Genomic DNA, 25,123 nt, shown 5'->3' on the forward strand with positions numbered 1-25,123 from the left:
GGCCGGGGCGGGGGCCGGGGTCGGGTCGGCCGAGCCGGGGCGTGCCGGTCGTGCGGGTCCGCCGGGCGGTCCGGTCTGCGGGGCCGGCGGCCCGGTGGGGGATCAGCGTTGGTTGCGGGGGTGGTTCCTGGCGGTGCGTTCGTTGCCGAACTTGTAGGCGCCCGTCCAGCGCGCCATCACCAGCTGCGCGTCGCCCGACTCCACTTCCGCCAGGAACTTCTCGGCGCGGCCGCCCCGCAGGGTGCCCGCGGCCCGGCCCCGGTGCGTGATGACGACGGAGTCGCCCTGTCTCTCGTACGTGAACCCGTGCGGTTTCGGCATGACGCGCAGCCTGCCGGGCCGAGGGACCGCCGGGCAACGGATTATGCGGCGGGGACGGGAGGTGGGGAGGCGGTTCGGGGGCTCAGAGCTCCTGCGCGCTGACCCGCTCCCCGGTGACCCGGCGGGGCAGACCCAGCGGGTTGGCCTCCCGCAGCTCCGCCGGCAGCAGGGCGTCCGGCACCGACTGGTAGGCCACCGGCCGCAGCCAGCGCTCGACGGCGGTGCCGCCGACCGACGTGGAGTGCGAGGTCGCCGCCGGGTACGGGCCGCCGTGGTGCTGGGCCGGCGCCACCGCGACACCGGTCGGCCAGCCGTTGACGACGATCCGTCCCGCCAGGCCGGTGACCTGCTCGATCAGTGCGCCGGCCGGTCCGGGCGCGCCCGCGGTCTCGGCGTCGGACAGCTGGAGGGTAGCGCTCAGGTTTCCGCCGAGGAGTCCCAGTACCCCGGCCGCCTCGTGCTGATCCGCGTACCGGACCACGACGGTCACCGGGCCGAAGCACTCCTCCAACAGCACGTCGTGGGCGCCGCCCGCCAGAAGGCTCGCGGCGTCGACCGTCAGGTAGCCCGCGCCGACGGTGTGTTCCCCGCCGGAACCGGGGGTCACGGGTGCGGTGACGCCGGGCAGGGCGGCCCGTTCGCCGACCCCGGCGACGAAGTTCTCCCGCATCCGGTGGTCCAGCAGCACGCCGGGTTCGGTCTCGCCGAGCGCCTTGGTGAGGGCGGCGGCCAGCCGGTCGCCGTCCCCGCCCGAGGGGACCAGCACCAGCCCGGGCTTCACGCAGAACTGGCCGACCCCGAGGGTGACGGAAGCGGCGAGTCCGGCGCCGATCTCCTCGGCGCGCTCGGTGGCCGCCGCCGGGGTGACCACGACGGGGTTGAGGGAGCCGAGTTCGCCGTGGAAGGGGATGGGGACGGGCCGCGCGGCGGCCGCGTCGAACAGGGCCCGACCGCCCCGGATGGAACCGGTGAACCCGGCGGCGGCGACGAGCGGGTGACGCACCAGTTCCAGCCCGGCTTCGAAGCCGTGGACCACCGCGACGACCTCCGCGGGAAGCCCGGTCGCGACCGCCGCCCGGCGCAGCAGGGAGGCACACAACTCGGAGGTGGCCGGATGGTCGGGATGGGCCTTGACCACGACCGGGCAGCCCGCGGCCAGCGCGCTCGCGGTGTCCCCGCCGGGTACGGAGAAGGCGAGGGGGAAGTTGGAGGCGGCGTAGACGGCGACCACGCCCAGCGGCACCTTGTAGCGACGCAGGTCGGGGCGCGGCGGGCTCAGCGCCGGGTCGGCGTGGTCGATGCGCACGTCGAGGTACGCGCCCTCGTCCACGGCGTCGGCGAAGGCACGCAGTTGGCCGGTGGTACGGGCGAGTTCGCCGGTGAGGCGGCCCGGGCCCAGCGCGGTCTCCGCGTCGGCCGCCTCGATGACGTGGGCGGCGGACTCGTCGAGCAGATCGGCCGCGGCGCGCAGGAACGCGACCCGCGCGGTGCGGTCGGTCAGGGCGGAACGGGCGGCGTGGGCCGCGCGGACGGCCTCGTCCACCTCCCCGGGTGTGGCCTCCACCGCAACCTGCTCGCGCTGCTTCCCGGTGCGGGGGTCCACACTCCAGACTGGTGTTGCTGCCATGGCGCACTGCCTCCTGGATCTACCCTGACCCGCGCGGCGGCGTTCAGTACTCTGAACGCCGTTCCGATGGATGAATGATCACATCCATCGTGGACTCTATTTCCGCGTCTTCCGGGTTGACAAGAGACAAGAGGGGCACGAAGCCGAATGACCACAGCTGAGTCCGCCGGGGCGGGGGGTGCGGAGCCGGGGGGTTCGGGCGCTCACGCGGCCGTCAAGTCGGCGGTTCGCACGGTGCTGTTGCTGGAGCACTTCGCGGCGCGGCCGGGGCTGCACAGCCTCGCCGACATCCAGCACGATCTCTCCCTGCCGAAGTCCAGTCTCTACATGCTGCTGCGCACCCTGGTGAACCTGGGCTGGGTGGAGACGGACGCGACCGGGACGCGGTACGGCATAGGCGTACGGGCCCTCCTCGTCGGCAGTTCGTACATTGACGGCGACGAGGTGGTGGCGGCGGCCCGGCCCACCCTGGACCGGCTCTCCGACGACACGACGGAGACCATCCACCTGGCCCGGATGGACGGGACGAGCGTGGTCTACCTCGCCACCCGACAGTCCCGGCACCACCTGCGGCCGTTCACCCGGGTCGGACGGCGGCTGCCGGCCCACTCCACGGCGCTCGGCAAGGCACTGCTGGCCACACACACCGACGACGAGGTGCGCCGGCTGCTGCCGCGACGGCTGGAGGCGGTCACCGAGCACACCATCACCGACCGCGACCGACTCGTGGACGAGCTGGCGCTGGTACGGGAACAGGGGTACGCCGTGGACCGGGAGGAGAGCACGCTGGGGCTGCGGTGCTTCGGCGTGGCGGTGCCGTACCGGACGCCGGCGCGGGACGCGGTGAGCTGCTCGGTGCCGGTGGCCCGGCTGACGGACGGGCACGAGCACCTGATCAAGGCGGCGTTGTTCGAGGCACGGGACCGGCTGTCGGTGGTGACGCGGCGGATGTGACGCGGGACGGGTGGGTCGGGGATGTGACGCGGGACGGGCGGGTCGGGGGGCGGGGGGTTGGAGGGTCGGGGCCGGGGTCGGGCGGCGGAATCGATGCCTCCTCCCCCGCGTGGGGGAGGCGGTTCCCCAATGAGGGGGAGGTGCGGCGGGGCGGCGCACGGGACCGTTGAGGCATGACCGGACCAACAGTTCACCCGAAACCGGCGACCTCCGACCCACGACCGTCGTCACCCGCACCCGCACCCGCACCCGCACCCGCACCCGCGTTGGGGGCCGGGCGGCGGATCCTGCGCGCCGTGGCCATTGCCGCCACCGTGCCGTATCTGACCCTCAAGGCCGCCTGGCTGGGCGGGAGTCACCTGGGCATACCCGACGGCAGTGTCCTGCTGGACCCGGGGTTGTCCCTTCCCTTGCTGAACGCCCTCTCCCTGGTCATGGACTCGGGTGTGGTGCTGCTCGCCCTGGTCCTCACCCGTCCCCGGGGCCTACGGGTGCCTGCCGGCCTGTTGACCGTCCCGGTCTTCATCGCCACCGGGCTGCTCACGCCGATCACCCTCGGGTTCCCCGGCCAACTGCTCATGGCAGCGCTGGGAGCGGGCTCGGACGCGGCCGAGCGCGCGGCGCGGGAGCCCTTCCTCGACCCCTGGGTATTCAACGTCGTCTACCTGGGGTTCATGGTCCAGGCCGTGTCCCTGGCCGGGCTGTTCGTGCCCTACGCGCGGCAGCGCTGGGGCCGGCGGTGGCAGGGGCGCCTGGGCGAGCGGCTCCCGCCATCCACGGGGGTGGTGGCGGGAGCCGCGGCGGTCATGGCCCTGGCGGTGTCCGCCGTGTACGGGTACTGGGGCTTCGGCGGCATGGCCGGACAGAACCCGACGCAGATCGCGCGGTACTCCTCGGATGCGGGAGTGGTGTCCGTCGTCCACGCGATCTGTGCCCTGGCCGCAGGTGTGGGTTCGGTGTGGTTGGCCCGGGGTGGGAACAGACGGGCGCGAGGGCCGTTGGCCCTCGCCTGGATCGGCTCGTCGGCGACGCTGAGTTGGGGCGTGTGGCTCTCCCTCGCCCTGCTGGGCGCGGGGTCCGGGCCGAACGAACGGCCCACCGCCGCGACCCTTCTGCTCTACGCTGCCCAGATGATCATCGGACTGCTCGCCACCACGGTTGTCACGCGGTTCCTCGCCAGCCGCCGCGCGGCCTGAAACGACCGGCGATGGCACGCGTGCGGACGAGCCGGTCGGGTCCGGCGGTTCGCTCTCGCCCGGCGGTTCGGTCGGGTTCTGTGGGGTGGTGGGGTCCGGTGCGTCGGTGGGGGCCGTGGGGCCGGTGGTTCGGGGCGCGGGCACGGTTGCGCTGGGTGCACCAAATACTCGGCGGAGCCCTGTTGATGCCGTACTTCCTGCTGACCCAGGTGGTGGTCGGGGTGGTCGCGGGCGGGCGCAACGCCCTCACCTCCCTCCCGCTGGCCCTGGCCGCCTACGGGGCGGCCCTGCCCCTCGCCGCCGCGACCGGGACGTTCGGGCTGGTCCGGCCCATGTCGGTCGCCGCGGTGCGCGCCTTGTGCGGGGTGCCGGGGGAGGGGCTGGCGGAGGGCCCGGCCCGGTCCTGGTCGGCTCGGGTGCGCGGCTCGGCCTGGTGGACCGCGCACCTGGGGGTGGGCGCGCTGGTCAGCGGTATGTGCCTGGCGTTGCCGCCGCTGGCGGTGTTCCTCATCGTGGCACCGTTCACGGGCTCGGTGCGGCACTCCGACCTCGGGCTGTTCTGGCTCGACGGCGAGGCCCGCCCCTACACGACCCCACTGTTCGGGGTGGCCCTGCTCGTCGGGATCGGGTGGTGCGTCGCCGGCGCCGGCGCGCTGTTGGCCCGACTGGCGCCGGTCCTGCTCGGCCCCGCCCCGGCGGACCGGCTGGCGGCGGCCGAGGAGAGGGCCGCCGACCTGGCGGTGCGCAACCGGCTCGCCCGGGAGCTGCACGACGCGGTCGGGCACGCGCTGAGCGCCGTCACCCTCCAGGCGAGTGCGGCACGGCGGGTCCTGGATCGCGACCCCGCCTTCGTCCGCGAGGCGCTGACCGCCATCGAGGAGACCACCCGCCGGACGGTCGGCGAGCTGGACGCGGTGCTCGGTCTCCTGCGCGAGGGGGAGGGCGAAGGCGGCCCGGATGGGCCGTCCAGGCCGGGTACGGAACCGGCTCCCACCCTCGCCGGCGACCTCGACGGGCTGCTGGCCCGCTCCCGAGCCGCCGGTACCCCGATCACCGCCCACCTGGACCCCGGCCGAGCCGGTGACTGGGCCCGGCTTCCGGCGATCACCTCCCGCGAGGCCTACCGGATCGTCCAGGAAGGCCTGAGCAACGCCCTGCGCCACGGGGGCGGGGCCGTGGAACTGCGCATCGTGCTGCGCGACACCGATGACGGCGACGGCTTGGGCGAGCGCACCGGAGCCGGCCGCGGCGGCGCTGACCGGGACCGCGGCCGGGCCGGGAACCGGGAGCGGGACCGGGACCAGTACCGAGACCGGGACGGGAACGGCGACCGCGACGGCGACCGGGTCGGGAACCGGGTCCGGGACCGAGACCGGGACGACAACGGCGACGGCGTCGGGATCGGCGACGGCATCGGGAACGGCGACCGGGACAGCGACCGGATCGGGAACCGGGACCGCGACGGCGATCAGGACCCGGACCCGGGCCCGCACCCGCACCCGGACCCGCACCCGGACCCGCACCCGGACCCGGGCCCGCACCCGCACCCGCACCCGGACCCGGGCCCGCACCCGCACCCGCACCCGGACCCGCACCCGCAGCCGCCCCCGCCCCCGTATCGGCAACCGCACGGGCATCGGGCTCGGCAGCGTGAACTGGAGATCACCATGACCAATCCACTCGCCTCACCCGGGGCCGGGGAGCGTGATCGCCGGACCGCCGGGGGGCGGGGCCTGCGCGGGATCGGTGAGCGGGCCGCCCTGCTCGGCGGGGCCGTCGAGGCCGGCCCGCACGACGGCCTGTGGCGGTTGCGGGCCGTTCTGCCGCTGGGCGGGGGCGGGAGATGACCCGGCCCGCACTGCGCGTCGTGATCGCCGATGACGAGCGGATGGTCCGTACGGCCCTTCGGGTCATCCTGGAGGCCGAACCGGACTTGGAGGTGGTCGGGGAGGCCGGCTCCGGGGCCGAGGTCGTATCGCTGGTCCGGTCGCTGGCGCCCGACGTGGTGCTGATGGACGTCCGGATGCCCGAGATCGACGGCATCCGGGCCACGGAGCGGATCCTCGCCACCATGGCCGCCCCGCCCCGGATCGTGGTCGTCACCACCTTCGAGAACGACTCCTACGTCTACGAGGCGCTGCGCGCCGGCGCGGCCGGTTTCCTGCTGAAGCGGGCCGACCCCGACGAGCTGATCGGGGCGGTCCGGCTCGTCGGCCGCGGTGACTCGCTGCTCTTCCCGGCGGCCGTCCGATCGCTGGCCGCCGCGTACGCACCGGCCGCGCGGTCCGGACCCCCGCAGTCCGGCACCGCGCGGTCAGGACCCCCGCATCCCGGCGCCCCGTACTCGGCCGCCGGCCCGTTCGGCGTGGCCCCGTGGGTGGCCCGGCTCACCGATCGGGAGGCCGACGTACTGCGCCTGATCGCCACCGGACTCTCCAACCACGAGATCAGCGAGCAGCTCGGCGTCGGGCCGCAGACGATCAAGACGCACGTGACCGCCGTCCTCGCGAAGACCGGGTCCCGGGACCGTACACAGGCGGTCATCGCGGCCTACGAGGGAGGCTTCCTCATGAAGAAACACTGAGAACCCCGCCACAATCGGGCCGGAGTGGAACGCTCGGAGCCGTTGACACGTCCTTCTTGAGGATGAACAAAACGATCAGGCGTGCGTCGGTCTTCTGTCTGCTTCTGGTGTTGGCCCTGCTGGTCCGCGTCACCTGGGTGCAGGCATACCAAGGCCAGGCCCTCGCAGACGACAAGAACAACCGACGGAACCTCATCGGGCAGTACGAGAACCCGTTGGGCAACATCATCGTGGGCGGGGAGTCGATCACCGGTTCCGTGAAGACGGGCGGCAAGGACTTCGGGTACAAGCGCACGTACACCGACGGTCCGCTCTACGCGCCGGTCACCGGGTTCAGCTCCCAGGCGTTCGGCACGTCGATGTTGGAGGGTGTCTACAAGAACATCCTCAACGGCTCCGACAACCGTCTCAAGACGATGATGGACACGCTCACGAACAAGCGGGCCGCCCCGGGCAACGTCCTGACCACCATCGACAAGGGCGTCCAGAAGGCCGCCTACGACGCGCTCCAGGGCAAGCAGGGCTCCGCCGTGGCCATCGACCCGGCGTCCGGCGAGATCCTCGCCGTCGTCAACAATCCGTCGTTCGACCCCGGCCGCATCTCCGGAGCCAACGACACCAAGGCCTGGGCGGAACTGTCCGCCGACAACGGCAAGGCCATGGAGAACGGGGCACTGCGCAAGCCGCAGGCTCCCGGATCCACCTTCAAGCTGGTCACCCTCGCGGCGGCCATCGAGAACGGGCTGGTCACGAGCATCGACCAGAACACCTCCGTCCCGGGCAACTACACGATTCCCGGCACCACGACCAAGCTCAAGAGCGAGGTCCCCGACGAGATGTGCAACAACGTCTCGTCGCGCACCGCCCTGAGGCTGTCCTGCAACAACGTGTTCGCGGAGTTCGCGCACAAGCTGGGCCAGGACAGGATGCTGAAGATGGCCGAGAAGCTCGGCTTCAACGCGCAGATCGACACCCCGGTGCGGACGAACCCGCCGAGCAAGTACCCCTCGAAGAAGATGTCGGTCGACCAGGTCGCGCAGACGGGTATCGGCCAGTTCGACGTGCAGGCCACCCCGCTCCAGATGGCGATGGTGACCGCCGCGATCGAGAACGGCGGCAAGCTCGTCGGACCCCACATGGTCTCCGAGGTCACGGACGCCAACGGCAACGTGCTGGAGAGCCTGAAGGACCCGAAGACCGACGAGGTCATGAGCGCCAAGACGGCCTCCATGCTCCAGGACGCCATGCGGACGGTCGCCACCGAGGGCGGCGGCAAGCCCGCCCAGGTCGCGGGCGCCGAGGTGGGCGGCAAGACGGGTACCGCGCAGCGCGGCGTGAACAACAGCCAGTCGCCGCTCGCGTGGTTCACCTCGTACGGAAAGGCCGGTGACCGGCAGATCGCCGTGGCGGTCGTCATCGAGAACTCGGACACGGACCGTTCCGAGATCGGCGGCGGCCGGCTGGCCGCGCCGATCGCGCAGAAGATGATGTCGGCGTGGCTGAAGAAGTAGCCGCCTCGAACGCGTAGCCGACGCGCCGGGAACCGACACGGTTCCCGGCGCGTTTCCCTTCCCATGATCCGGACCGCGCTCCCCGCCGATCTCGACGCCATCGCCGCCCTCCACACCCGGGCCCGCTCCACCTACTACCGCGGTCGGGTCCCCGAGGCGGTGCACGGCGGGGACGCGGGGTTCGCGCGGACCCGCGAGGGCTGGTCGCGGGCGGTCGCCCGGGCCGGCGCCGAGGGCGGGGTGTTCTGCGCGGAGCAGGGCGGGGTGCTCACGGGGGTCGCCGCGTTCCGCACCGCCGAGGGGCAGGCCACGCTCACCCAACTGCACGTCGACCCGGACCACTGGCGGCGAGGCACCGGGGCGGCCCTGCACGCCGCCTGCCTGGACGTCTGGCGTCGGGCGGGCGTCGATCGGGTACGGCTGGAGGTCTTCGAGCACAACCTGCGCGCCCAGGCCTTCTACGCCTCGCGCGGTTGGCGCCCGGATCCCGCCGCCGACCGCTCCGGGTCCCACCTCACGCTCTGGCTACGGGTCGCCGACGGCGCGGAGCCTCGGTCGAAGGCGGCCGGCGCGGGCCCGTTGTCCGGGGAATGAGACGACCCCCCGGTTGGTTGAACCCGAAACCGCCGTGCCGCGAAGGGCGCGGTCGCGGGCCGCGTCCCCGAACAGGGATACCGGCCGTGTTCACGATCACGGAGAGAAGAAGGAACATGCGCGTCGAGATCTGGAGCGACATCGCCTGCCCCTGGTGCTACATCGGCAAGGCCCGTTTCACGAAGGGGCTGGCCGAGTTCGCGCACCGAGACGAGGTGGAGGTCGTCTTCCGGTCCTTCGAGCTCGACCCCAACGGAGCCAAGGGCGTCGTGGCACCCGTCGTGGAGATGCTGGCCAAGAAGTACGGACGCACCCTCGACGAGGCGCGCGGCATGGAGGAGCACGTCGCGGCGAGCGCACGCGCGGAAGGGCTCACCTACCGGGTCGAGGGGCGCGACCACGGCAACACCTTCGACATCCACCGCCTGCTGCACCTGGCCGCCGCCCGCGGCCGCCAGGAAGAGCTGCTCGACCTCGCCTACCGCGCCAACTTCGCCGAGGAGCGCAGCGTCTTCGACGCCGAGGTGCTGGTCGCGCTGGCCGTCGAGGCCGGACTGGACGAGGCGGAGGCCCGTACGGTCCTCGCCGACGCGTCGGCCTACGCCGAGGCGGTACGGGCCGACGAGCGCGAGGCCGCCGAACTGGGGGCCAACGCCGTGCCGTTCTTCGTCTTCGACCGTCGCTACGGAATCTCCGGCGGCCAGCCGGCCGAGGTGTTCACCCAGGCGCTGGAGCAGGCCTGGGCCGGACGCGAGACCCTCGCACCGGTGGCCGCGGCCTCCGACGCGGAGGTCTGCGAACCCGACGGGGCCTGCGCCGTACCGAAGGCGTGATCAAACCCGCATAACGGGATCTTCGGGTGGGTGTCCGGAACCCGGTGATGGACTGTGGGGCGTTTCCGGCCCACAGTGACTCCATGGACCTTCCGCTTTCCGAGGCCGTCCGGGCCGAGTTCGCGCACACCACCACCTACCTGAACACCGCCACCTGTTGTGTCCTCCCGCGTTCCGCGGTCGCGGAGGTGCGAGCCCTGGCCGAGGCGGCCGGGGCCGGACTCCCCGCCGGTTCCGGCGACTTCGACCGGGTGAACCGGGCACGGGACTCCTTCGCGCGACTGGTGGGGGTGCCGTCCGGCCGGGTGGCCGTCGGCTCGACCGTTGCCGGCCACGTCGGCCTCGTCTCGGCCTCCCTTCCGGCCGGTGCTGAAGTGCTGTGCCCCGAGGGCGACTTCGCCTCGGTGATCAACCCGTTCGTGGTGCGCGCCGATCTCAAGGTCCGTTTCGCCCCGCTGGAGGCGATGGCCGAGGCCGTCGGTCCGGACACCGCACTGGTCGCGTTGAGCGCCGTGCAGTCCTCCGACGGCCGCACGGCCGATCTCGCGGCGGTGCGCGCCGCCGCGGCCGCGCACCGCGCACGGGTCCTGGTGGACGCCACCCAGGCCGCGGGGTGGATGCCCTTCGACGCGTCGCCGTACGCCTACACGGTCACCGCCGGCTTCAAGTGGCTGCTCGGCTCGCGCGGGGTCTCGTACCTGACCGTCTCGCCGGAGGCCCAGGAGGACCTCACCCCCCTGCACGCGGGCTGGGCCGCCGCCGGGGCGCCGGCGGACGCCACCTACGGGCCGATGTCCCGACCGGCCGACGGGGCACGCCGCTTCGACGAGTCCCCGGCCTTCCTCGCCTACCACGCCGCCGCACCCTCACTGGAGCTGCTGGAGCGGATCGGCGTCGCCGCCGTGCACGCCCACGACACCGCGCTGGCCGCCCGCTACCGGACCGGCCTCGCCCGCATCGGCCACGAGCCCGTACCGGGCGAGTCGCCCATCGTGTCGGTGCCGGGCCTGGCCGACCGGCAGCCCGCGCTCCAGTCGGCCGGCATCGCCGTGGCGGCCCGCGCCGGTTCCCTGCGGGCCTCGTTCCACCTGTACAACACCGAGGCGGACGTCGACAGACTGCTGGACGTGCTCGCCGGCTGACCCCCAAGCGTCACCACCCGTCGGCCCCGACCCCGGCCCCCACCTGCCTTCAGGGCCCGGCAATCCCAGCCCCGCCCACACCTGCCCCCGGGGCCCGGCAATCCCAGCCCGGCCCACATCTGCCCACGGGGCCCCGGCGATCCCAGCCCGGCCCACACCTGCCCCCAGGGCCCGGCAATCCCAGCCCCGCCCACACCTGCCTTCAGGGCCCGGCAATCCCAGCCCCGCCGGCGTTTGAGGCGCGGGGTCCGGGGCGGAGCCCCGAAAGCCCGGCGCAGCCGGGGCCGCTCCGCGCAACGGTCCCGCGCTGAACCGGCCCCCCACACGCAACCGCACCGCCCCGCGCTGAACCGGCCCCCCGCGCGCAACCGCAACCGCCCCGCCCCGCCAAGCCTCACCAGGCCGCGGACGCCGCCGCCACCGCCTCGGCCGGGTCGGCGGACAGCGCCGCGGCCAGGGCCGTCAACGTGCCCCGCACCACGGCCAGGTCGGCCGCCGGACCGTAGTGGTTGACCCGGAGCATCTCCTCGGCCAGCGCCCCGCCGCCCGCCACGAGCGGGGCCGACGGGTCCACCGACAGCGCCTTGGCCACCACCGCCGACGCCCCGGGAACCCGCAGGGTGGTCGCCACCGGCGCGGCCTGGGCGGCCACCGCGACGTACGGGGCCACACCCAGCGCCGCCGCGCCGGCGCGGGTGGCCCGCGCCGCCGCCGCGTGCCGGGCCTCGACCGCGGCCAGGCCCTCGGTCGAGATCCGCTCCAGGCAGGCCTCCAACGCGAGCATCTCCAACTGCGCCGGCGCGTGCGGCAGCGCCGTGCGACCGCCGTCGATCCAGCGGTCCTTCCAGTCCAGCAGCGACAGGTACGAACGGCGGGGCGCGGCCGGGTTCTGCGCGAACCGGGCCCACGCCCGCTCCGACACCGACACCATCGAGACGCCGGCCGGGCCGCCCATCGCCTTCTGCGCGCCGATCACGCACAGGTCCACGCCCCACGCGTCCGGGAGCAGGGGCTCCGCGCCCACCGAGGCCACCGCGTCCAGCATGAACAGCGCGCCGTGGGCCCGTACCACCTCACCGATCGCCGCGATCGGGTTGGTGTTCCCGGTGGCCGCCTCGGCGTGCACCAGCGAGACGAAGTCGATCTCCGGGTGCGCCTGGAGCGCCTCGGCGACCTGCTCGGCGGTCACCGCGGTGTCGTACGGCACGGCCAGGTCCACCACGCTTGCCCCGCAGTCGCGCAGCCAGTTGCCGAAGGTGGTGCCGTACGGCCCGGTCACGATGTTCAGCGCCGTCGAACCGGGCCTGGCCCCCGAGCGGATGCAGCCCTCCAACGGCAGCAGCGCCTCGCCCTGGGTGATCACCACGTCCTGTCGGGTGTCGAGGAGTTCCGCGACACCCCGCTCGATCGACGCGAAGCGCGCGGCGGTGAGCGGCGGAAGGTCCAGCAGGGGGTGGTTCACGGCGGTGCTCTCCTCGTCCGGGGTTACCGGTCGAGCCTACCGAGCACCCGCGTAGGGTGCCGACATGAGCGATGTGAGCGGTCCGGGCGATGTGCTGCACGTGAGGGGACGGGTCCTCGTGGGGCCCGACGACGTACGCGACGAACTGTGGGTCGTCGGCGGCCGGATCTCGTACGAGCGCCCGCGCGGCGCCCGCGACGTCACCGAGGTATCCGGCTGGGCGCTGCCGGGTCTGGTCGACGCGCACTGCCACGTGGGGCTCGACGCGCACGGGCCCGTGGACGCCGCCACGGCCGAGGCGCAGGCACTCACGGACCGGGACGCCGGGACCCTCCTGATCCGTGACGCCGGATCCCCTTCCGACACCCGCTGGATCGACGACCGCGAGGACCTCCCGAAGATCATCCGGGCGGGCCGGCACATCGCCCGCACACGCCGCTACATCCGCAACTACGCCCACGAGATCGAGCCGGCCGACCTCGTCGAGTACGTGGGCCGCGAGGCGCTGCGCGGCGACGGCTGGGTGAAGCTCGTCGGGGACTGGATCGACCGCGACGCCGGTGACCTGACGGCCTGTTGGCCGCGCGTCGAGGTCGAGGCGGCCATCGCGGAGGCCCACCGACTCGGCGCCCGGGTCACCGCGCACTGTTTCGCGGAGGACTCGTTGCGCGATCTCGTCGAGGCGGGCATCGACTGCGTCGAGCACGCCACGGGTCTGACCGAGGACACCATCCCGCTGTTCGCGGAACGCGGGGTGGCGATCGTGCCGACCCTCGTGAACATCGCGACGTTCCCGAAGCTGGCGGCGGGCGGCGACGCCAAGTTCCCGCGCTGGTCGGCGCACATGCGAAGGCTCCACGAGCGCCGCTACGACACCGTCCGGGCCGCCTACGACGCCGGGGTCCCGGTGTACGTGGGCACGGACGCGGGGGGTTCCCTGCCGCACGGTCTGGTCGCCGCCGAGGTGGCCGAGCTGGTGAAGGCCGGAATCCCGCCGCTGGAGGCCCTGTCGGCGACGGCCTGGGCGGCCCGGGAGTGGCTCGGCAGGCCCGGTCTGGTCGAGGGGGCGCCGGCGGACCTCGTGGTCTACGCGTCCGACCCGCGCGCGGACGTGCGGGCGTTGGCACGGCCGCTGCGGGTCGTGGTCGACGGCAGGGTCCGGGCCTGAGCCCTGCCTTGTGGCGGTTGACCGGGCGTGACGTCGCGGGCCCGGTCGTCGTTATGGATGCCTGATCGGGGCTTTCGGACGCCGCGGGAGGGAACTTTCGTTCTCCCTGAGGCCTTCTGGGGTGCAAAGAATCGAAAGCATGCGTGGAAACCACCCGTTGGGGTGAACTCACGTCAGGTTGCCGCCCGTTCACTCACAGTGCGTAAAGATTCCGAGGGTCGAGGCCGTCGGCGCGCGCAATGTCCCCCATTGGCGGCGCGACGGCACCCATCTCCCCGGGGGTTCCACCATCTTGAACAGCAACACCTTCCGCATGCCCGCGGCCGTCCTGCTCGCGACGGGGGCGGTGGCCCTGCTCACCGCGCCGCCCGCCTTCGCCACGGGGGGCGGCGGCGCCGGGAGCGAGGGCAGGGCCGGAGCCGTCGTCCTGCGGGCCGGACTGGACGTGGGCCTGCTCAACAAGAGCGTGCACGTTCCCCTGAAGACCACGCTCAACGAGGTCAACGCCCCTGCCGCCGCCGAGAAGACCGTGCTCTCCGTGGCCCTCGACGGGGTCGACAAGGGCAAGCCGGTGAACGTGCTGCGGGCCGAGGTCGCCACCTCCAAGGCGACCGCCGACAAGAAGCGCGCCGAGGCCGAGGTCAACCTGGCCAAGGCCAAGGTCCACGTCCCCGGCCTTCCCCTGCTCTCCCTCATCCAGGTCGAGAAGGTCACCTCCAAGGCGGTGTGCGAGGCCGGGAAGAAGCCGGTGGCCCGCGCGAACGTCCTGGGCAACGTCTCCGTCCTCGGCAAGAAGGTCACCCTCACCGCCGGCGGCCCCACCAAGGTGGAGGTGCCGAAGGTCGGCCTGGTGAGCCTGGAGCTGTCCGCCACGGAGACCACCTCCACCACGGCCGCCGCCGCCGCGCTCCGGCTGAAGGTGTCGGTGAACCCGCTGGACCTGAACGTCGCGCAGGTCGCGGGCGACATCGTGCTGGCGGAAGCGCGCTGCGAGTCCCCGTCCGGCCCGGCGCCGAGCGCCTCCGCCCCCGCCGGGCCCGACGTCAAGCCCCAGACCGGGACGAACGTCATCACCGGCTCCAACGTCACCGCCTCCGCGCCCGCCACCACCCCCGCCGGCGCGAGCGACCTCGCCGAGACCGGGGCGGCTTCGGTGACCCCCTGGGTGGCCGGCGGTGCGCTGCTCCTGCTCGGCATCGGCGCGGGCGCGCTCGTCGTGACCCGGCGCGGCCGGATGACCCCGTAGCGAAAAGGCGCCGGCGGGCGACCGCGGCCGGGGTCAGCGGGTGGCGTGCTCCAGCCCCTGGGCATGCGCGCCGCGCGAGGCCACGGCCGCGGTGATCTGCCGGTCGACAGCGGCGTACCGGTTCCGGTCGGCCGCGGACAGGGCGGTGTCGCCGGCGGCGCAGGAGGTGCAGACGACCCGGAACGGCGGGGTCATGTCCGAGTACTGCGTCAGGTACTCGGCCTTCACCACCTCCCAGCGCCCCGGCCGGTCGGCCGCCGGGGAGAAGGTGAAGCGGGGGATCGAGGACATGTTGCCGCGCGCCTTCTCGGCCTCGTAGAAGCTGGCCACCTGGTCGCCCATGCCGAAGACCACCCAGGTGCCGTTGATCTTCTCGTAGGGCTGTGGGACGTGGTTGTGCGTGCCGAGGATCAGATCGATGTCGGGGAGGCCGTCGGCGCCGCGCGACGCGGTCAGGGCCTGCGCCAGTTCCCGTTGCTGCTGGTCGGGTGCCGTCTGCCACTCCGTGCCCCAGTGGACGCTCAGGACGACGACGTTCGCGCCCGCCGCCCGTGCGGCGCGGGCGTCGGCGATGATCCGGCCCTGGTCGATCAGGTTGACCGACCAGGGCTTGCCGGCCGGGATCGGGATGCCGTTCGTCCCGTACGTGTAGTCCAACTGGGCGATCTGCGCGCCGCCCGCCCCGACGACCGCGGGGGCCTTCGCCTCCTCGGCGCTGCGGCCCGATCCGACGTGCTTGATGCCGACCCGATCCAGGTGGTCGAGGGTGCGGACGAGACCGTCGTAGCCGTCGTCGAGCGTGTGGTTGGAGCCGGTCGAGCAGCTGTCGTACCCGGCGTCCTTGAGGCCGTCGGCCAACTCGTGGGGCGCCTTGAAGGCGGGGTAACCCGTGTAGGGGCCGCCGGGGCGCCCGTAGGGTATCTCGTGGTGGCATATCGCCAGGTCGGCGGCCGATATCAGGGGTTTGACCCCCGCGAGGATCTTCCGGAAGTCGTGGGCCCGGCCGGTGCCCTCGGCGTCGTCGGCCGCCCGCTGGATGATCGACGGGTACGGGATGATGTCGCCGGTCGCCACCAGGGTGAACGGCTTCCCGGCCGGCGCCGCCGCGGTGGTGGGCCTCGCGCCCAGCCGTTGTTCCGTGGCAGGCTTCGCGCCGCCGCCCCCGCCCATCAGGTGCGGCACGGCATAGACCGCGCCGCCCACGACTGCCAACGCGGCCGCGGCGGCGCCCATCCTGGCGACTGCCCTCATTCTCGAACCCCCCGGTTTCACGCACGACTGACGGTCTGATCCTCGCTCACCCCGCGCCCCCGCGCCACGGCCGCCCCGCCCGCCAAGGCTGCGGCCCCGCCCCTGCCCCGGTCAGCGCGTGGTCAGGGCCAGTGCGGGCTCAGCGCGTGGTCAGGGCCAGCGCGTGGTCCAGGGCCTGGAGGAGACGGCCCGTCGTGGCGCGGTCCCGCACCGCCAGCCGCAGCCACGAGGGGTCCAGCCCCGGGAAGGTGTCGCCCCGCCGCACCGCGAAGCCCAGGGCGCGCAGCCGGGTGCGTACCTCCGCCGCCCCCGCCACCTTGATCAGGACGAACGGCCCCTGCGCCACCCCCGCCACCGTGACCTCGTCGAACTCCGCGAGCCCGGCCAACAGGTGCGCCCGGTCCACCGCGATCCGCCGCGCGGCCTCCTCCGCCTCGGCGAGCGCCGCCGGGGCCACGCAGGCCTCCGCCGCCACCAGCGCCGGAGTGGACACCGGCCAGAGCGGTTGCGCCGCCGCGAGCTTCGCGATCACCGAGGGCTCCGCCAGTACGTAGCCGATGCGCAGTCCCGCCAGCCCCCAGGTCTTGGTCAGGCTCCGCAGCACCACCAGCCCCGGCACGTCCATCCGTCCGGCCAGCGCCTCCCGCTCACCCGGGACCGCGTCCATGAACGCCTCGTCGACCACCAGGATCCGGCCCGGCCGGGCCAGCGCCACCAGGTCCGCCGCCGGGTGCAGGACCGACGTCGGGTTGGTCGGGTTCCCCACGATCACCAGATCGGCGTCCTCGGGCACCTCGGCCGGGTCCAGCCGGAATCCGTCCTCCGCGCTCAGCACCACCCGTTCCACCCGGTGCCCGGCGTCCCGCAGGGCCGCCTCGGGCTCGGTGAACTGCGGATGCACCACGACGGGCCGTTCGGCGCCCAGGGCCCGTGCGATCAGCACGAAGGCCTCCGCCGCGCCCGCCGTCAGCAGGACGCGCTCCATCGGCAACCCGTGCCGGTCCGCGACGGCCGCGCGGGCCGCCCGGCCGTCCGGGTACGCGGCGAGGTCCCCGAGACTGTCGGCGATCCGCTGCCTGAGCCACTGCGGGGGCGTGTCCGTCCGTACGTTCACGGCCAGGTCCACCAGCGCGTCACCCGCGTCCAACACCTCGGCGTCCCCGTGGTGGCGCAGGTCGTGAGCCTGTGCGGTGGCCACCGCACAGGTCGCGGCCATCGACCTGCGCTTGGGCACCAGGAGTTCCCCGCCCCCCGCGAGGGCGGCGGCCTCGGCCACCGAGGAGGTACCGGCCGCGTCGCGGACCGCGTCCGAGGGATGCGGCACCACGATGGCGGCCAGCCGCTCGGCGGAGTAGCCGACGAGCGGTACGCCGAAACGTTCCGCCGCCCCGGCGAGACCCGCCTCCGCCGTCTTCGACTCCACCGTGGCCAGCGCCGTCACCGACCCGGTGGCCAGCCCCGCGCCCCGCAGCGTCTCCTCGACCAGGGCGCAGACCTCCGCCACGGAGACCCCCGCGCGTCCGCCCACCCCCACCACCAGCGGCGTCACGTACTCACCCACGGGGTCCTCCCTCCGTCGTCACTCTCGACATCACATTCGTCAACACGCTGATGCCCGCCACCCGCGAGCGGAAGTGCGCGAGTCGCCCCCGCCCGGTATCCAGGGGCGCATGGCGGTGATCGTGGCGTTGGGCGCGTTCCTGATGACGCTGGCGGGCGGATGGACGGCGCAACGCGTCACCGACCGCCGCCACCTCGTGCTGGGCCTGGCCGGCGGGCTGATGCTCGGCGTCGTGGGCCTGGACCTGCTCCCGGAGGCGATGCACGCGGCGGGCCGGGAAGTCTTCGGCGTCCCGCTCGCCCTGCTGCTCTTCGTGACCGGCTTCCTCGTCGCGCACGTGGTGGAACGACTGCTGGCCGTGCGTCAGCACGCGCACGGCGCCGCGGACCTGGACGACGCCGAGCACGGCGGCCGGGTCCCCGAGGTCGGTCTCACCGCCGCCGCCGCGATGGTCGGCCACAGCCTCGCCGACGGAGTGGCCCTCGGCGCGGCCTTCCAGGTCGGCGGCGGTATGGGCGTCGCCGTGGCGCTGGCCGTCATCACCCACGACTTCGCCGACGGATTCAACACGTACACCCTGACCCGGCTCTACGGGAACGACCGCCGCAAGGCGCTCATGATGCTGTTCGCCGACGCGGTCGCGCCCGTCGTGGGCGCCGCGTCCACTCTGCTGTTCACCCTTCCGGAGGAACCGCTCGGAGCGTACCTGGGCTTCTTCGGCGGTGCCTTGCTGTACCTGGCCGCCGCCGAGATCCTTCCCGAGGCGCACCACAAGCACCCCGCCCTGTCCACGCTGATGTGCACGGTGGGCGGGGTGGCCGGCATCTGGCTCGTGGTCGGCCTCGCGGACTGAGACCACCGCCTCGCGGACCGAGGTCACCGGGCCGGCGCCGCCGCTTCCGCGAAGCGACCGGCGGACTCGGCGAACCGCCGCGCGACGGCCGGGGCCGCCGCCCAGTGCGTGTGCAGATAGCTGGCGTGCACCCCGCCCCGCACGAAACCCTCGACGCGGCGCTCGGGATGCGTGAACCCCCACGCGGGTGAGGCGCCGGCGCCGGGCTCGATCACCGTGCGGTGGAACTCGTGCCCGCGCAGCCTGGTCCCCGCCACGGCGAGCGAACTGTCGGACACCGCCACCGCCTCGCGGTAGCCCAGCGTCAGCCGCTCCGACATCCGGGCGTCCGCGTCGAGCACCCCGCACATCGGCTTGCCGTCCAACGAGGACGCCAGGTACAGCAGCCCGGCGCACTCGGCCGCCACCGGCCCGCCGGCCGCGGCGAACGCGGCGACGGCCCCGCGCAGCGGCTCGTTGGCGGACAGCTCGGGCGCGTACACCTCGGGGAACCCGCCGCCGATCACCAGCCCGGCGGTCCCGTCGGGCAGCCGCTCGTCCCGCAGCGGATCGAAGGTGACGACCTCGGCGCCGGCGGCGGTGAGCAACTCCGCGTGCTCGGCGTACGAGAACGTGAACGCGGCCCCGCCGGCCACGGCGACCAGCGGCCGTCCGCCCCGCCCGGCCCCCGCGAGGCCGTCCGCGAGCGCGCCGCCCACCGCCGGGCCCGACACCGACGCGACCGCCGCGCCGGCGTCCCACGCCTCGCCGTCCAGCGGCGGCGCGGTCCGGGCCAGGGCCATCAGCGCGTCCAGGTCACAGCCCGCCCGGACCTGGTCGGCGAGCGCCCCGACCGAGGACACCGCGTCGGCCCGGCGCTCGGCCACCGGTACCAGCCCCAGGTGCCGCGAGGGCGCCGCGACCTGCGGAGCCCGTCGCAGGACCCCCAGAACCGGCATCCCGGCCTCCTCCAGGGCCTCCCGGAGCATGACCTCGTGCCGATCGGAACCGACCTTGTTGAGGATCACGCCGCCGAGGCGCACCTGCGGGTCGAACGAGGCGAAGCCGTGCACCAGCGCCGCCACCGACCGCGACTGCGAGGAGGCGTCCACGACCAGCACCACCGGAGCCCGCAGCAGCTTGGCGACCTGCGCGGTCGAGGCCAGCTCACCGCGCCCCGCCGCCCCGTCGTACAGGCCCATCACGCCCTCGATCAGGGCGAGGTCGCACCCGGCCGCCCCGTGCGCGAACAGCGGCGCGACCAGCTCCGGCCCGCACATGAAGGCGTCCAGGTTCCGCCCCGGCCGGCCGGTGGCCAGCGCGTGGTAGCCCGGGTCGATGTAGTCGGGCCCGGCCTTGTGCGGGGACACGGCGAGGCCGCGTTCCGAGAAGGCCGCCATCAGACCCGTCGCGACGGTGGTCTTGCCGCTGCCGGAGGACGGCGCGGCGATCACCAGGCGCGGTATGGGGAGCGACGTCACCACTCGATGCCCTTCTGGCCCTTCTGGCCGGCGTCCATCGGGTGCTTGACCTTGGTCATCTCGGTGACCAGGTCCGCGAACTCCACCAGCTTCTCCGGCGCGTTGCGACCCGTGATCACCACGTGCTGGGTGCCGGGCCGGTTGCGCAACACCTCGATCACCTCGTCCACGTCGATCCAGCCCCAGTGCATCGGGTACGCGAACTCGTCGAGCACGTACAGCCGGTGCGTCTCGGCGGCCAGATCCCGCTTGACCTGCTCCCAACCTTCCTTGGCCGCCTGCTCGTTGTCGAGCTGCGCGTCACGCTGGACCCAGGACCAGCCCTCGCCCATCTTGTGCCAGACGACGGAACCGCCCTCGCCCGAGGCGCCGAGCACCTTCAGCGCGTTCTCCTCGCCGACCTTCCACTTCGCCGACTTGACGAACTGGAACACCCCGATCGGCCAGCCCTGGTTCCAGGCGCGCAGCGCCAACCCGAAGGCCGCCGTCGACTTGCCCTTGCCGGGGCCGGTGTGGACGAAGACGAGCGGGCGGTTGCGACGCTGGCGCGTCGTGAGTCCGTCGTCCGGAACGACGGACGGCTGTCCCTGCGGCATTACGCGGCCCTCCTGTTGCCGGCGCCCTGGGGCGACCGGGCGGATTCCACCGATGTACGAACGTTCTTCACGAGCCCCGCCAGGCTGTCGGCCCGCAGCCCGTCGAGGCTGACCGCCGGGCCGCCCAGATCGGCGGCCAACACCCCGGCCAGGCCCAGCCGGACCGGCCCGCTCTCGCAGTCCACGACGACCGAGGTGACCCCCTCGGCGGCCAGCAGCCGCGCCCCGCGACCGGCCAACTCGCGCGGGTCCCCGCCCAGACCGCCGGCCGACGTGGCCCGCCCGTCGGTGACGACCACCAGCAGCGGCCGCCGCGAAGGGTCCCGCAGCCGCTCGATCCGCAGCACCTCGCGCGCCTTCAACAGACCGGAGGCCAGCGGCGTGCGGCCACCGGTCGGCAACTGCTCCAGCCGCGCGGCGGCCGCGTCCACCGAGGACGTCGGCGGCAACGCCAGCTCGGCGCCCGCACCCCGGAAGGTGATCAGACCGACCTTGTCCCGGCGCTGGTAGGCGTCCAGCAGCAGCGACAACACGGCACCCTTGACCGCGCTCATGCGCTGCCGGGCCGCCATCGAACCGGACGCGTCCACGACGAAGAGCACCAGGTTGCCCTCGCGGCCCTCCCGGGTGGCCTGCCGCAGGTCGTCCTTGCGCACCACCAGTCCGCGCCCGCTGCGCCCGCGCGCCTTCTGGTGCGGGGCGGCGGCGTGCACGGTCGCGGCCAGGTGCAGCTTCGTCAGCTGACCCCGGGGGCGCTGGGAGCCGGTGGTCCGGCCGTGCGCCGTCCGGGCACGCGAGCGGCGGCCGGCCGCGCCCTCGCCGAGCCCGGGCACGCTCAACATCTTGGTGCGGAACGGTTCGGAGGCCCGTACGGCGGCCTGCTCCGGGGCGCCGCCCCGCGGATCCGGGGACTGCGGGCCCTCGCCGGCATCCGACGCGTCGGGGCCCTCCCCGGCGTCCGAGGTCTGTCCGGTGTCGGGGGTCTCCGGCGCCTCGGGGGAGTCGGGCGCCTCGGGGCCCTCGCCCTGTGGCGCGCCGCCGCCCCCGTCCGGCCCGCCGTCGTCCGGGCCCTCGTCCCCGGGGCCGCGGTCGTCCGGGCCCTCGGGCTCCGGTTCGGGTTCCGGTTCGTCGTCGGGGAACTCGTCCAGGATCCGGTCCAGCTTGTCCTCGTCGAGTCCGGGCGCGTCGAACGGGGCCCGCCGGCGGCGGTGGGGGAGCGCCAGCAGCGCGGCCTGCCGCACGTCCTCCTTGAGCACGTCGGTCCGGCCGGCCCAGGCCGCCAGGGCCGTCGCCGTACGGGCCATCACGATGTCGGCGCGCATGCCGTCGACCTCGAAACCGGCGCAGGTGGCGGCGATCCGCAACAGCGAGGTGTCACCGAGCACGACCTGCGGCAGCAGGGCCCGCGCGGCCACCACCCGGGCACGCACGTCGTGCTCGTCACCGGCCCAGCGGCTCGCGAAACCGGCGGGGTCGTCCTCGTAGGCCAGCCGGCGCCGCACCACCTCGACGCGCTGCGCCGGCTCGCGCGACGCGGCGACCTCGACGGTCAGCCCGAACCGGTCCAGGAGCTGCGGGCGCAGCTCGCCCTCCTCCGGGTTCATCGTCCCGACGAGCAGGAACCGGGCCGCGTGCCGTACGGAGACGCCCTCGCGCTCGACGTACGAGGCGCCCATGGCGGCGGCGTCGAGCAGCACGTCCACCAGGTGGTCGTGGAGCAGGTTCACCTCGTCGACGTACAGGATTCCCCGGTGCGCGTCGGCCAACAGGCCGGGCTCGAAGGCCTTCACGCCCTCGGACAGGGCCCGTTCGATGTCGAGGGAGCCGACCAGACGGTCCTCGGAGGCGCCGACGGGCAACTCGACCATCCGGGCCGGGCGGTCCCCGCCGGGACCCGGCTCGTGGGGTCCGTCGGGGCAGTCCGGGTCGGGCGCGGCGGGCGCGCACGAGAACCGGCAGCCGGGTACGACGTCCACCCGCGGCAGCAGCGCGGACAGCGCGCGCACGGCGGTGGACTTCGCGGTCCCCTTCTCGCCGCGCACGAGCACGCCGCCGACCGCCGGGCTCACGGCGTTGAGGAGCAGGGCCAACCGCAGGTCGTCCTGCCCGACCACGGCCGAGAACGGAAAGTGGGCGCTGCTCATGAGACGGTCACTCCTTCGAGTGGCTTGCGATGGACGTCGGTGCCGCCGTGCCGGCGGCCCGTCGGATGTGCGGCCCGACCGGAGCCCGCGCCCCTCACGGGGCGCCCGGCGGCAGGAAGGGAAGGCCCGCCGGGGCCCCGCCCTCGATCAGCCGCAGCAGCGCGTCGGTGTCGGCGTGTTCCTCGATCAGGTCGCCCAGCAGGTCGAGCTGTTCCTCGCGCAGCGCGCCGAACGAGGTGTCCGGCGCCGGGACGAAACGCCGCCCGGCCGCGGCCGCCACCTCCCGCAGGAACGCCCGGCGGAAGCCGTCCGACTCCAGCGAGCCGTGCCAGTGCGTTCCCCACACCTCGCCGACCCGGCAGCCGTCCAGGAACGGGGTCCCGCCCAGCACCTCGGCCACCCCGTGGTGGATCTCGTACCCCGAGACCTCCTCGCCCAGCGCCGAGCCCACGGGCCGCGCCAGGGTCTTCTCCCGCGCGAAGCGGACCCGCACCGGCAGCAGGCCGAGACCGTCGACGGCGCCCGCCCGGGACTCCACCTCGTCCTCGATGTGCTCGCCGAGCACCTGGAACCCGCCGCAGATCCCCAGGACCGGCCGGCCCTCGGCCGCCCGCGCGGCCAGCGCGTCGGCGAGACCGCGCTCCCGCAGCCACGCCAACGCCTTCACCGTGCCGCGGGTGCCCGGTACGACGACCAGGTCGGCGTCGACCAGCTCCTCGGCCCGGTCCACGAACCGGACCACCACCCCCGGCTCCGCCGCGAGCGCGTCGACGTCCGTGAAGTTCGACATCAGCGGGACCGCGCACACCGCGACGCGCAGCACGTCCGCGCCCACCGGAGGGGCCACCGCGGACTCGCGCACCGAGCCCCGCAGCGAGACCCGCAGGCCGTCCTCCTCGTCGATGCCCAGCCCGTGCCGGAACGGCAGCACCCCGTACGTGGCCCGACCGGTCAGCCCGCGCAGCATCTCCATGCCCGGCTCCAGCAACGACACGTCGCCCCGGAACTTGTTCACCAGGTAGCCCGCGATCAGCGACTGGTCCTCGGGCGACAGCAGCGCCGTGGTCCCGAAGAACGACGCGAAGACCCCGCCCCGGTCGATGTCGCCGACCACGACCACGGGGAAGCGCGCGGCCCGCGCGATGCCCATGTTCACGATGTCGGTCCGGCGCAGGTTGATCTCGGCCGGACTGCCCGCCCCCTCGCAGATCACGGCGTCATACGTGCCCCGGAGCTGCTCCAGACAGTCCGTGACGACCCCGAGGAGCCGTTCCCGACCGCCCCCGTGCAGCCCCTTCCCGGTCGACGACCCCCCGGGCTCCCCGAAGAACCCGCGCGCGCTCATCTCGCCCACCGGCTTGCCCAGCAGCACCACCTGGCTGCTCTGGTCGCCGCCGGGCTTGAGCAGCACCGGGTTCATCAGCGCCGTCGGCTCCACGCGGGCGGCCTGGGCCTGCATGGCCTGGGCCCGCCCGATCTCGGCGCCCTCCCGCGTGACGAAGGAGTTCAACGACATGTTCTGGGCCTTGAACGGCGCGACCTTGACGCCCCGGCGGGTCAGCCAGCGACAGATGCCCGCCGTGACCACGCTCTTGCCCGCGTCCGAGGTCGTCCCGGCGACCAACAGACCGCCACCCCGCCTGGTGCCCGTCACGCGCTTCCCTTCCCGAACCGACGCGACACCGCACACCGCAGTGCCACACACGTGGCCAGCGCCACCCACGTCACCCGACGCGACAGTCGTACGGCACGTTCGATGTCCGCGACCTCCACCGGCCGGCCCGCGGCGCCGTTCAGCACGGCCCGGTGCTCGACCCGGCCCCCGTACGCGAGGCTGCCGCCCAGCCGTACGCCCAGCGCGCCGGCGAAGGAGGCCTCCACCGGGCCCGCGTTCGGGCTCGGGTGCGCGGCGGCGTCGGCGCGACAGGCCCGCACGGCTCCCCGCCGGTCGGGGCCGGCCAGTACCGCGGCCAGCGCCGTCAACCGGGCTCCCGGCCAGCCGGCCAGGTCGTCGAGCCGGGCGGAGGCCCAGCCGTAGCGCAGGTGGCGGGGCGATTTGTGGCCCACCATCGCGTCCAGGGTGTTCACGGCGCGGAAGGCCAGCAGTCCGGGCACGCCGGCGACGGCTCCCCAGACCAGGGCCCCGACCACCGCGTCGGAGGTGTTCTCGGCGACGGACTCCACGACCGCGCGGGCCATCTGCTGATCGTCCAGGGCCTGCGGATCGCGCCCGCACAGGTGCGGCAGTCGTTCACGGGCCACCTCGGTGTCCCCGGCGCGGAGCGCCCCGCCGATGGCACGGGCCTCCCGTCCGAGGGAGGTGCCGCCGACGACGGCCCAGGTGGCGACGGCGGTGAGGGCGACACGGGCGGCCGCGGGCCGGGAGCGCACGGCGCGTGAACCCAGCGCGCCGAGCACGGCAGCGCCCCCCACGCACACCAGGGCGTGCACGACGCCGCGGGCGCGGTCGTCGCGCCACAGGGCGCGTTCGACGGAGGCGGCGGCTCTTCCGAAGGCGGCCACGGGGTGCCCGCGGCGCGGATCCCCGAGGATCCGGTCGCCGATCAGGCCCGCCGTGACGCCGTACGCGAAAACGCGATCGGCACGCATGGTGGCAGGT

Annotated in this window: 21 protein-coding genes; 11 read left to right on the plus strand and 10 right to left on the minus strand. The window is 74.1% G+C overall.

Annotated features, from left to right (window positions below):
• Positions 1 to 102: 102 nt before the first annotated feature.
• Together ADK55_RS13880 and ADK55_RS13885 are read right to left on the minus strand one after the other, a co-directional pair.
• A complete protein-coding gene (locus tag ADK55_RS13880; protein WP_053678540.1) occupies positions 103 to 321 on the minus strand; it encodes a hypothetical protein in 219 nt (72 codons plus the stop codon).
• A gap of 82 nt (positions 322 to 403) precedes the next feature.
• On the minus strand, positions 404 to 1,948 hold the full coding sequence (locus ADK55_RS13885) for an aldehyde dehydrogenase (NADP(+)) (protein ID WP_053678542.1): 1,545 nt from the start codon (positions 1,946 to 1,948) through the stop codon (positions 404 to 406).
• Positions 1,949 to 2,095: 147 nt separating this feature from the next.
• On the opposite strand from ADK55_RS13885, the gene ADK55_RS13890 reads away from it, so the two are divergent.
• The 8 genes from ADK55_RS13890 to ADK55_RS13925 all read left to right on the plus strand — a co-directional run bounded on the left by ADK55_RS13890 (position 2,096) and on the right by ADK55_RS13925 (position 10,762).
• A complete protein-coding gene (locus tag ADK55_RS13890) occupies positions 2,096 to 2,902 on the plus strand; it encodes an IclR family transcriptional regulator (protein ID WP_053678543.1) in 807 nt (268 codons plus the stop codon).
• Positions 2,903 to 3,198: 296 nt separating this feature from the next.
• A complete protein-coding gene (locus ADK55_RS13895; protein ID WP_234350034.1) occupies positions 3,199 to 4,098 on the plus strand; it encodes a hypothetical protein in 900 nt (299 codons plus the stop codon).
• 155 nt (positions 4,099 to 4,253) lie between these two features.
• Positions 4,254 to 5,945, plus strand: coding sequence for a histidine kinase (locus ADK55_RS39785; RefSeq protein WP_234350035.1), 1,692 nt, complete (start codon positions 4,254 to 4,256; stop codon positions 5,943 to 5,945).
• On the plus strand, positions 5,942 to 6,682 hold the full coding sequence (locus tag ADK55_RS13905; RefSeq protein ID WP_053678547.1) for a response regulator transcription factor: 741 nt from the start codon (positions 5,942 to 5,944) through the stop codon (positions 6,680 to 6,682). Before ADK55_RS39785 ends, ADK55_RS13905 begins: the two co-directional genes overlap by 4 nt.
• Before the next feature lie 62 nt (positions 6,683 to 6,744).
• The gene (locus ADK55_RS13910; RefSeq protein ID WP_053678549.1) at positions 6,745 to 8,193 is read left to right on the plus strand and encodes a peptidoglycan D,D-transpeptidase FtsI family protein; all 1,449 of its coding nucleotides are present in this window, start codon (positions 6,745 to 6,747) and stop codon (positions 8,191 to 8,193) included.
• A gap of 63 nt (positions 8,194 to 8,256) precedes the next feature.
• Positions 8,257 to 8,787 carry a GNAT family N-acetyltransferase gene (locus tag ADK55_RS13915; protein WP_053678550.1) on the plus strand — a complete coding sequence of 177 codons (531 nt, stop codon included), beginning with the start codon at positions 8,257 to 8,259 and terminating at the stop codon, positions 8,785 to 8,787.
• A gap of 116 nt (positions 8,788 to 8,903) precedes the next feature.
• The gene (locus ADK55_RS13920) at positions 8,904 to 9,620 is read left to right on the plus strand and encodes a DsbA family oxidoreductase (RefSeq protein WP_053678552.1); all 717 of its coding nucleotides are present in this window, start codon (positions 8,904 to 8,906) and stop codon (positions 9,618 to 9,620) included.
• Positions 9,621 to 9,703: 83 nt separating this feature from the next.
• On the plus strand, positions 9,704 to 10,762 hold the full coding sequence (locus tag ADK55_RS13925) for an aminotransferase class V-fold PLP-dependent enzyme (RefSeq protein WP_053678554.1): 1,059 nt from the start codon (positions 9,704 to 9,706) through the stop codon (positions 10,760 to 10,762).
• Between the two features lie 394 nt (positions 10,763 to 11,156).
• On the opposite strand, the gene ADK55_RS13930 is transcribed toward ADK55_RS13925, so the two are convergent.
• Entirely contained in the window at positions 11,157 to 12,224 is a 1,068-nt protein-coding gene (locus tag ADK55_RS13930; RefSeq protein ID WP_053678556.1) for a pyridoxal-phosphate-dependent aminotransferase family protein, read from the minus strand.
• Between the two features lie 64 nt (positions 12,225 to 12,288).
• Here ADK55_RS13930 and ADK55_RS13935 point away from each other — a divergent pair, with 64 nt between their 5' ends.
• Positions 12,289 to 13,392 (plus strand): amidohydrolase family protein, encoded by a 1,104-nt coding sequence (locus ADK55_RS13935; RefSeq protein ID WP_053678558.1) that lies wholly within the window; start codon positions 12,289 to 12,291, stop codon positions 13,390 to 13,392.
• A 292-nt stretch (positions 13,393 to 13,684) separates the two neighbouring features.
• Positions 13,685 to 14,638, plus strand: a complete 954-nt coding sequence (locus ADK55_RS13940; protein ID WP_053678560.1) for an SCO1860 family LAETG-anchored protein — start codon at positions 13,685 to 13,687, stop codon at positions 14,636 to 14,638.
• Between the two features lie 33 nt (positions 14,639 to 14,671).
• On the opposite strand, the gene ADK55_RS13945 is transcribed toward ADK55_RS13940, so the two are convergent.
• Positions 14,672 to 15,889, minus strand: a complete 1,218-nt coding sequence (locus ADK55_RS13945) for a CapA family protein (protein WP_078998902.1) — start codon at positions 15,887 to 15,889, stop codon at positions 14,672 to 14,674.
• 139 nt (positions 15,890 to 16,028) lie between these two features.
• Positions 16,029 to 17,450, minus strand: a complete 1,422-nt coding sequence (cobC, locus tag ADK55_RS13950) for an Rv2231c family pyridoxal phosphate-dependent protein CobC (RefSeq protein ID WP_234350036.1) — start codon at positions 17,448 to 17,450, stop codon at positions 16,029 to 16,031.
• A 109-nt stretch (positions 17,451 to 17,559) separates the two neighbouring features.
• Here cobC and ADK55_RS13955 point away from each other — a divergent pair, with 109 nt between their 5' ends.
• Positions 17,560 to 18,303 (plus strand): ZIP family metal transporter, encoded by a 744-nt coding sequence (locus ADK55_RS13955; protein ID WP_053678565.1) that lies wholly within the window; start codon positions 17,560 to 17,562, stop codon positions 18,301 to 18,303.
• Between the two features lie 23 nt (positions 18,304 to 18,326).
• On the opposite strand, the gene ADK55_RS13960 is transcribed toward ADK55_RS13955, so the two are convergent.
• The 5 genes from ADK55_RS13960 to ADK55_RS13980 form a co-directional block, all read right to left on the minus strand.
• Entirely contained in the window at positions 18,327 to 19,766 is a 1,440-nt protein-coding gene (locus ADK55_RS13960; protein WP_053678567.1) for a cobyrinate a,c-diamide synthase, read from the minus strand.
• Positions 19,760 to 20,359, minus strand: coding sequence for a cob(I)yrinic acid a,c-diamide adenosyltransferase (cobO, locus tag ADK55_RS13965; protein ID WP_053678569.1), 600 nt, complete (start codon positions 20,357 to 20,359; stop codon positions 19,760 to 19,762). Before cobO ends, ADK55_RS13960 begins: the two co-directional genes overlap by 7 nt.
• On the minus strand, positions 20,359 to 22,503 hold the full coding sequence (locus tag ADK55_RS13970; protein WP_053678571.1) for a putative cobaltochelatase: 2,145 nt from the start codon (positions 22,501 to 22,503) through the stop codon (positions 20,359 to 20,361). The genes cobO and ADK55_RS13970 overlap by 1 nt, the downstream gene beginning before the upstream one ends.
• Positions 22,504 to 22,597: 94 nt before the next feature.
• On the minus strand, positions 22,598 to 24,157 hold the full coding sequence (locus ADK55_RS13975) for a cobyric acid synthase (RefSeq protein ID WP_053678573.1): 1,560 nt from the start codon (positions 24,155 to 24,157) through the stop codon (positions 22,598 to 22,600).
• Positions 24,154 to 25,113, minus strand: a complete 960-nt coding sequence (locus ADK55_RS13980; protein ID WP_053678575.1) for a cobalamin biosynthesis protein — start codon at positions 25,111 to 25,113, stop codon at positions 24,154 to 24,156. Before ADK55_RS13980 ends, ADK55_RS13975 begins: the two co-directional genes overlap by 4 nt.
• Between the last annotated feature and the right edge of the window lie 10 nt (positions 25,114 to 25,123).

It is taken from the genome of Streptomyces sp. WM4235 (genome assembly GCF_001279725.1).
Lineage (GTDB): Bacteria > Actinomycetota > Actinomycetes > Streptomycetales > Streptomycetaceae > Streptomyces.

Excerpts from the sequence above, each read along its gene's own strand:
- ADK55_RS13880 (WP_053678540.1), bottom strand. The coding sequence starts at position 321 with ATGCCGAAACCGCACGGGTTCACGTACGAGAGACAGGGCGACTCCGTC.
- ADK55_RS13885 (WP_053678542.1), bottom strand. The coding sequence starts at position 1,948 with ATGGCAGCAACACCAGTCTGGAGTGTGGACCCCCGCACCGGGAAGCAG.
- ADK55_RS13890 (WP_053678543.1), top strand. The coding sequence starts at position 2,096 with ATGACCACAGCTGAGTCCGCCGGGGCGGGGGGTGCGGAGCCGGGGGGT.
- ADK55_RS13905 (WP_053678547.1), top strand. The coding sequence starts at position 5,942 with ATGACCCGGCCCGCACTGCGCGTCGTGATCGCCGATGACGAGCGGATG.
- ADK55_RS13910 (WP_053678549.1), top strand. The coding sequence starts at position 6,745 with ATGAACAAAACGATCAGGCGTGCGTCGGTCTTCTGTCTGCTTCTGGTG.
- ADK55_RS13915 (WP_053678550.1), top strand. The coding sequence starts at position 8,257 with ATGATCCGGACCGCGCTCCCCGCCGATCTCGACGCCATCGCCGCCCTC.
- ADK55_RS13920 (WP_053678552.1), top strand. The coding sequence starts at position 8,904 with ATGCGCGTCGAGATCTGGAGCGACATCGCCTGCCCCTGGTGCTACATC.
- ADK55_RS13925 (WP_053678554.1), top strand. The coding sequence starts at position 9,704 with ATGGACCTTCCGCTTTCCGAGGCCGTCCGGGCCGAGTTCGCGCACACC.
- ADK55_RS13935 (WP_053678558.1), top strand. The coding sequence starts at position 12,289 with ATGAGCGATGTGAGCGGTCCGGGCGATGTGCTGCACGTGAGGGGACGG.
- ADK55_RS13945 (WP_078998902.1), bottom strand. The coding sequence starts at position 15,889 with ATGAGGGCAGTCGCCAGGATGGGCGCCGCCGCGGCCGCGTTGGCAGTC.
- ADK55_RS13955 (WP_053678565.1), top strand. The coding sequence starts at position 17,560 with ATGGCGGTGATCGTGGCGTTGGGCGCGTTCCTGATGACGCTGGCGGGC.
- cobO (WP_053678569.1), bottom strand. The coding sequence starts at position 20,359 with ATGCCGCAGGGACAGCCGTCCGTCGTTCCGGACGACGGACTCACGACG.
- ADK55_RS13970 (WP_053678571.1), bottom strand. The coding sequence starts at position 22,503 with ATGAGCAGCGCCCACTTTCCGTTCTCGGCCGTGGTCGGGCAGGACGAC.
- ADK55_RS13980 (WP_053678575.1), bottom strand. The coding sequence starts at position 25,113 with ATGCGTGCCGATCGCGTTTTCGCGTACGGCGTCACGGCGGGCCTGATC.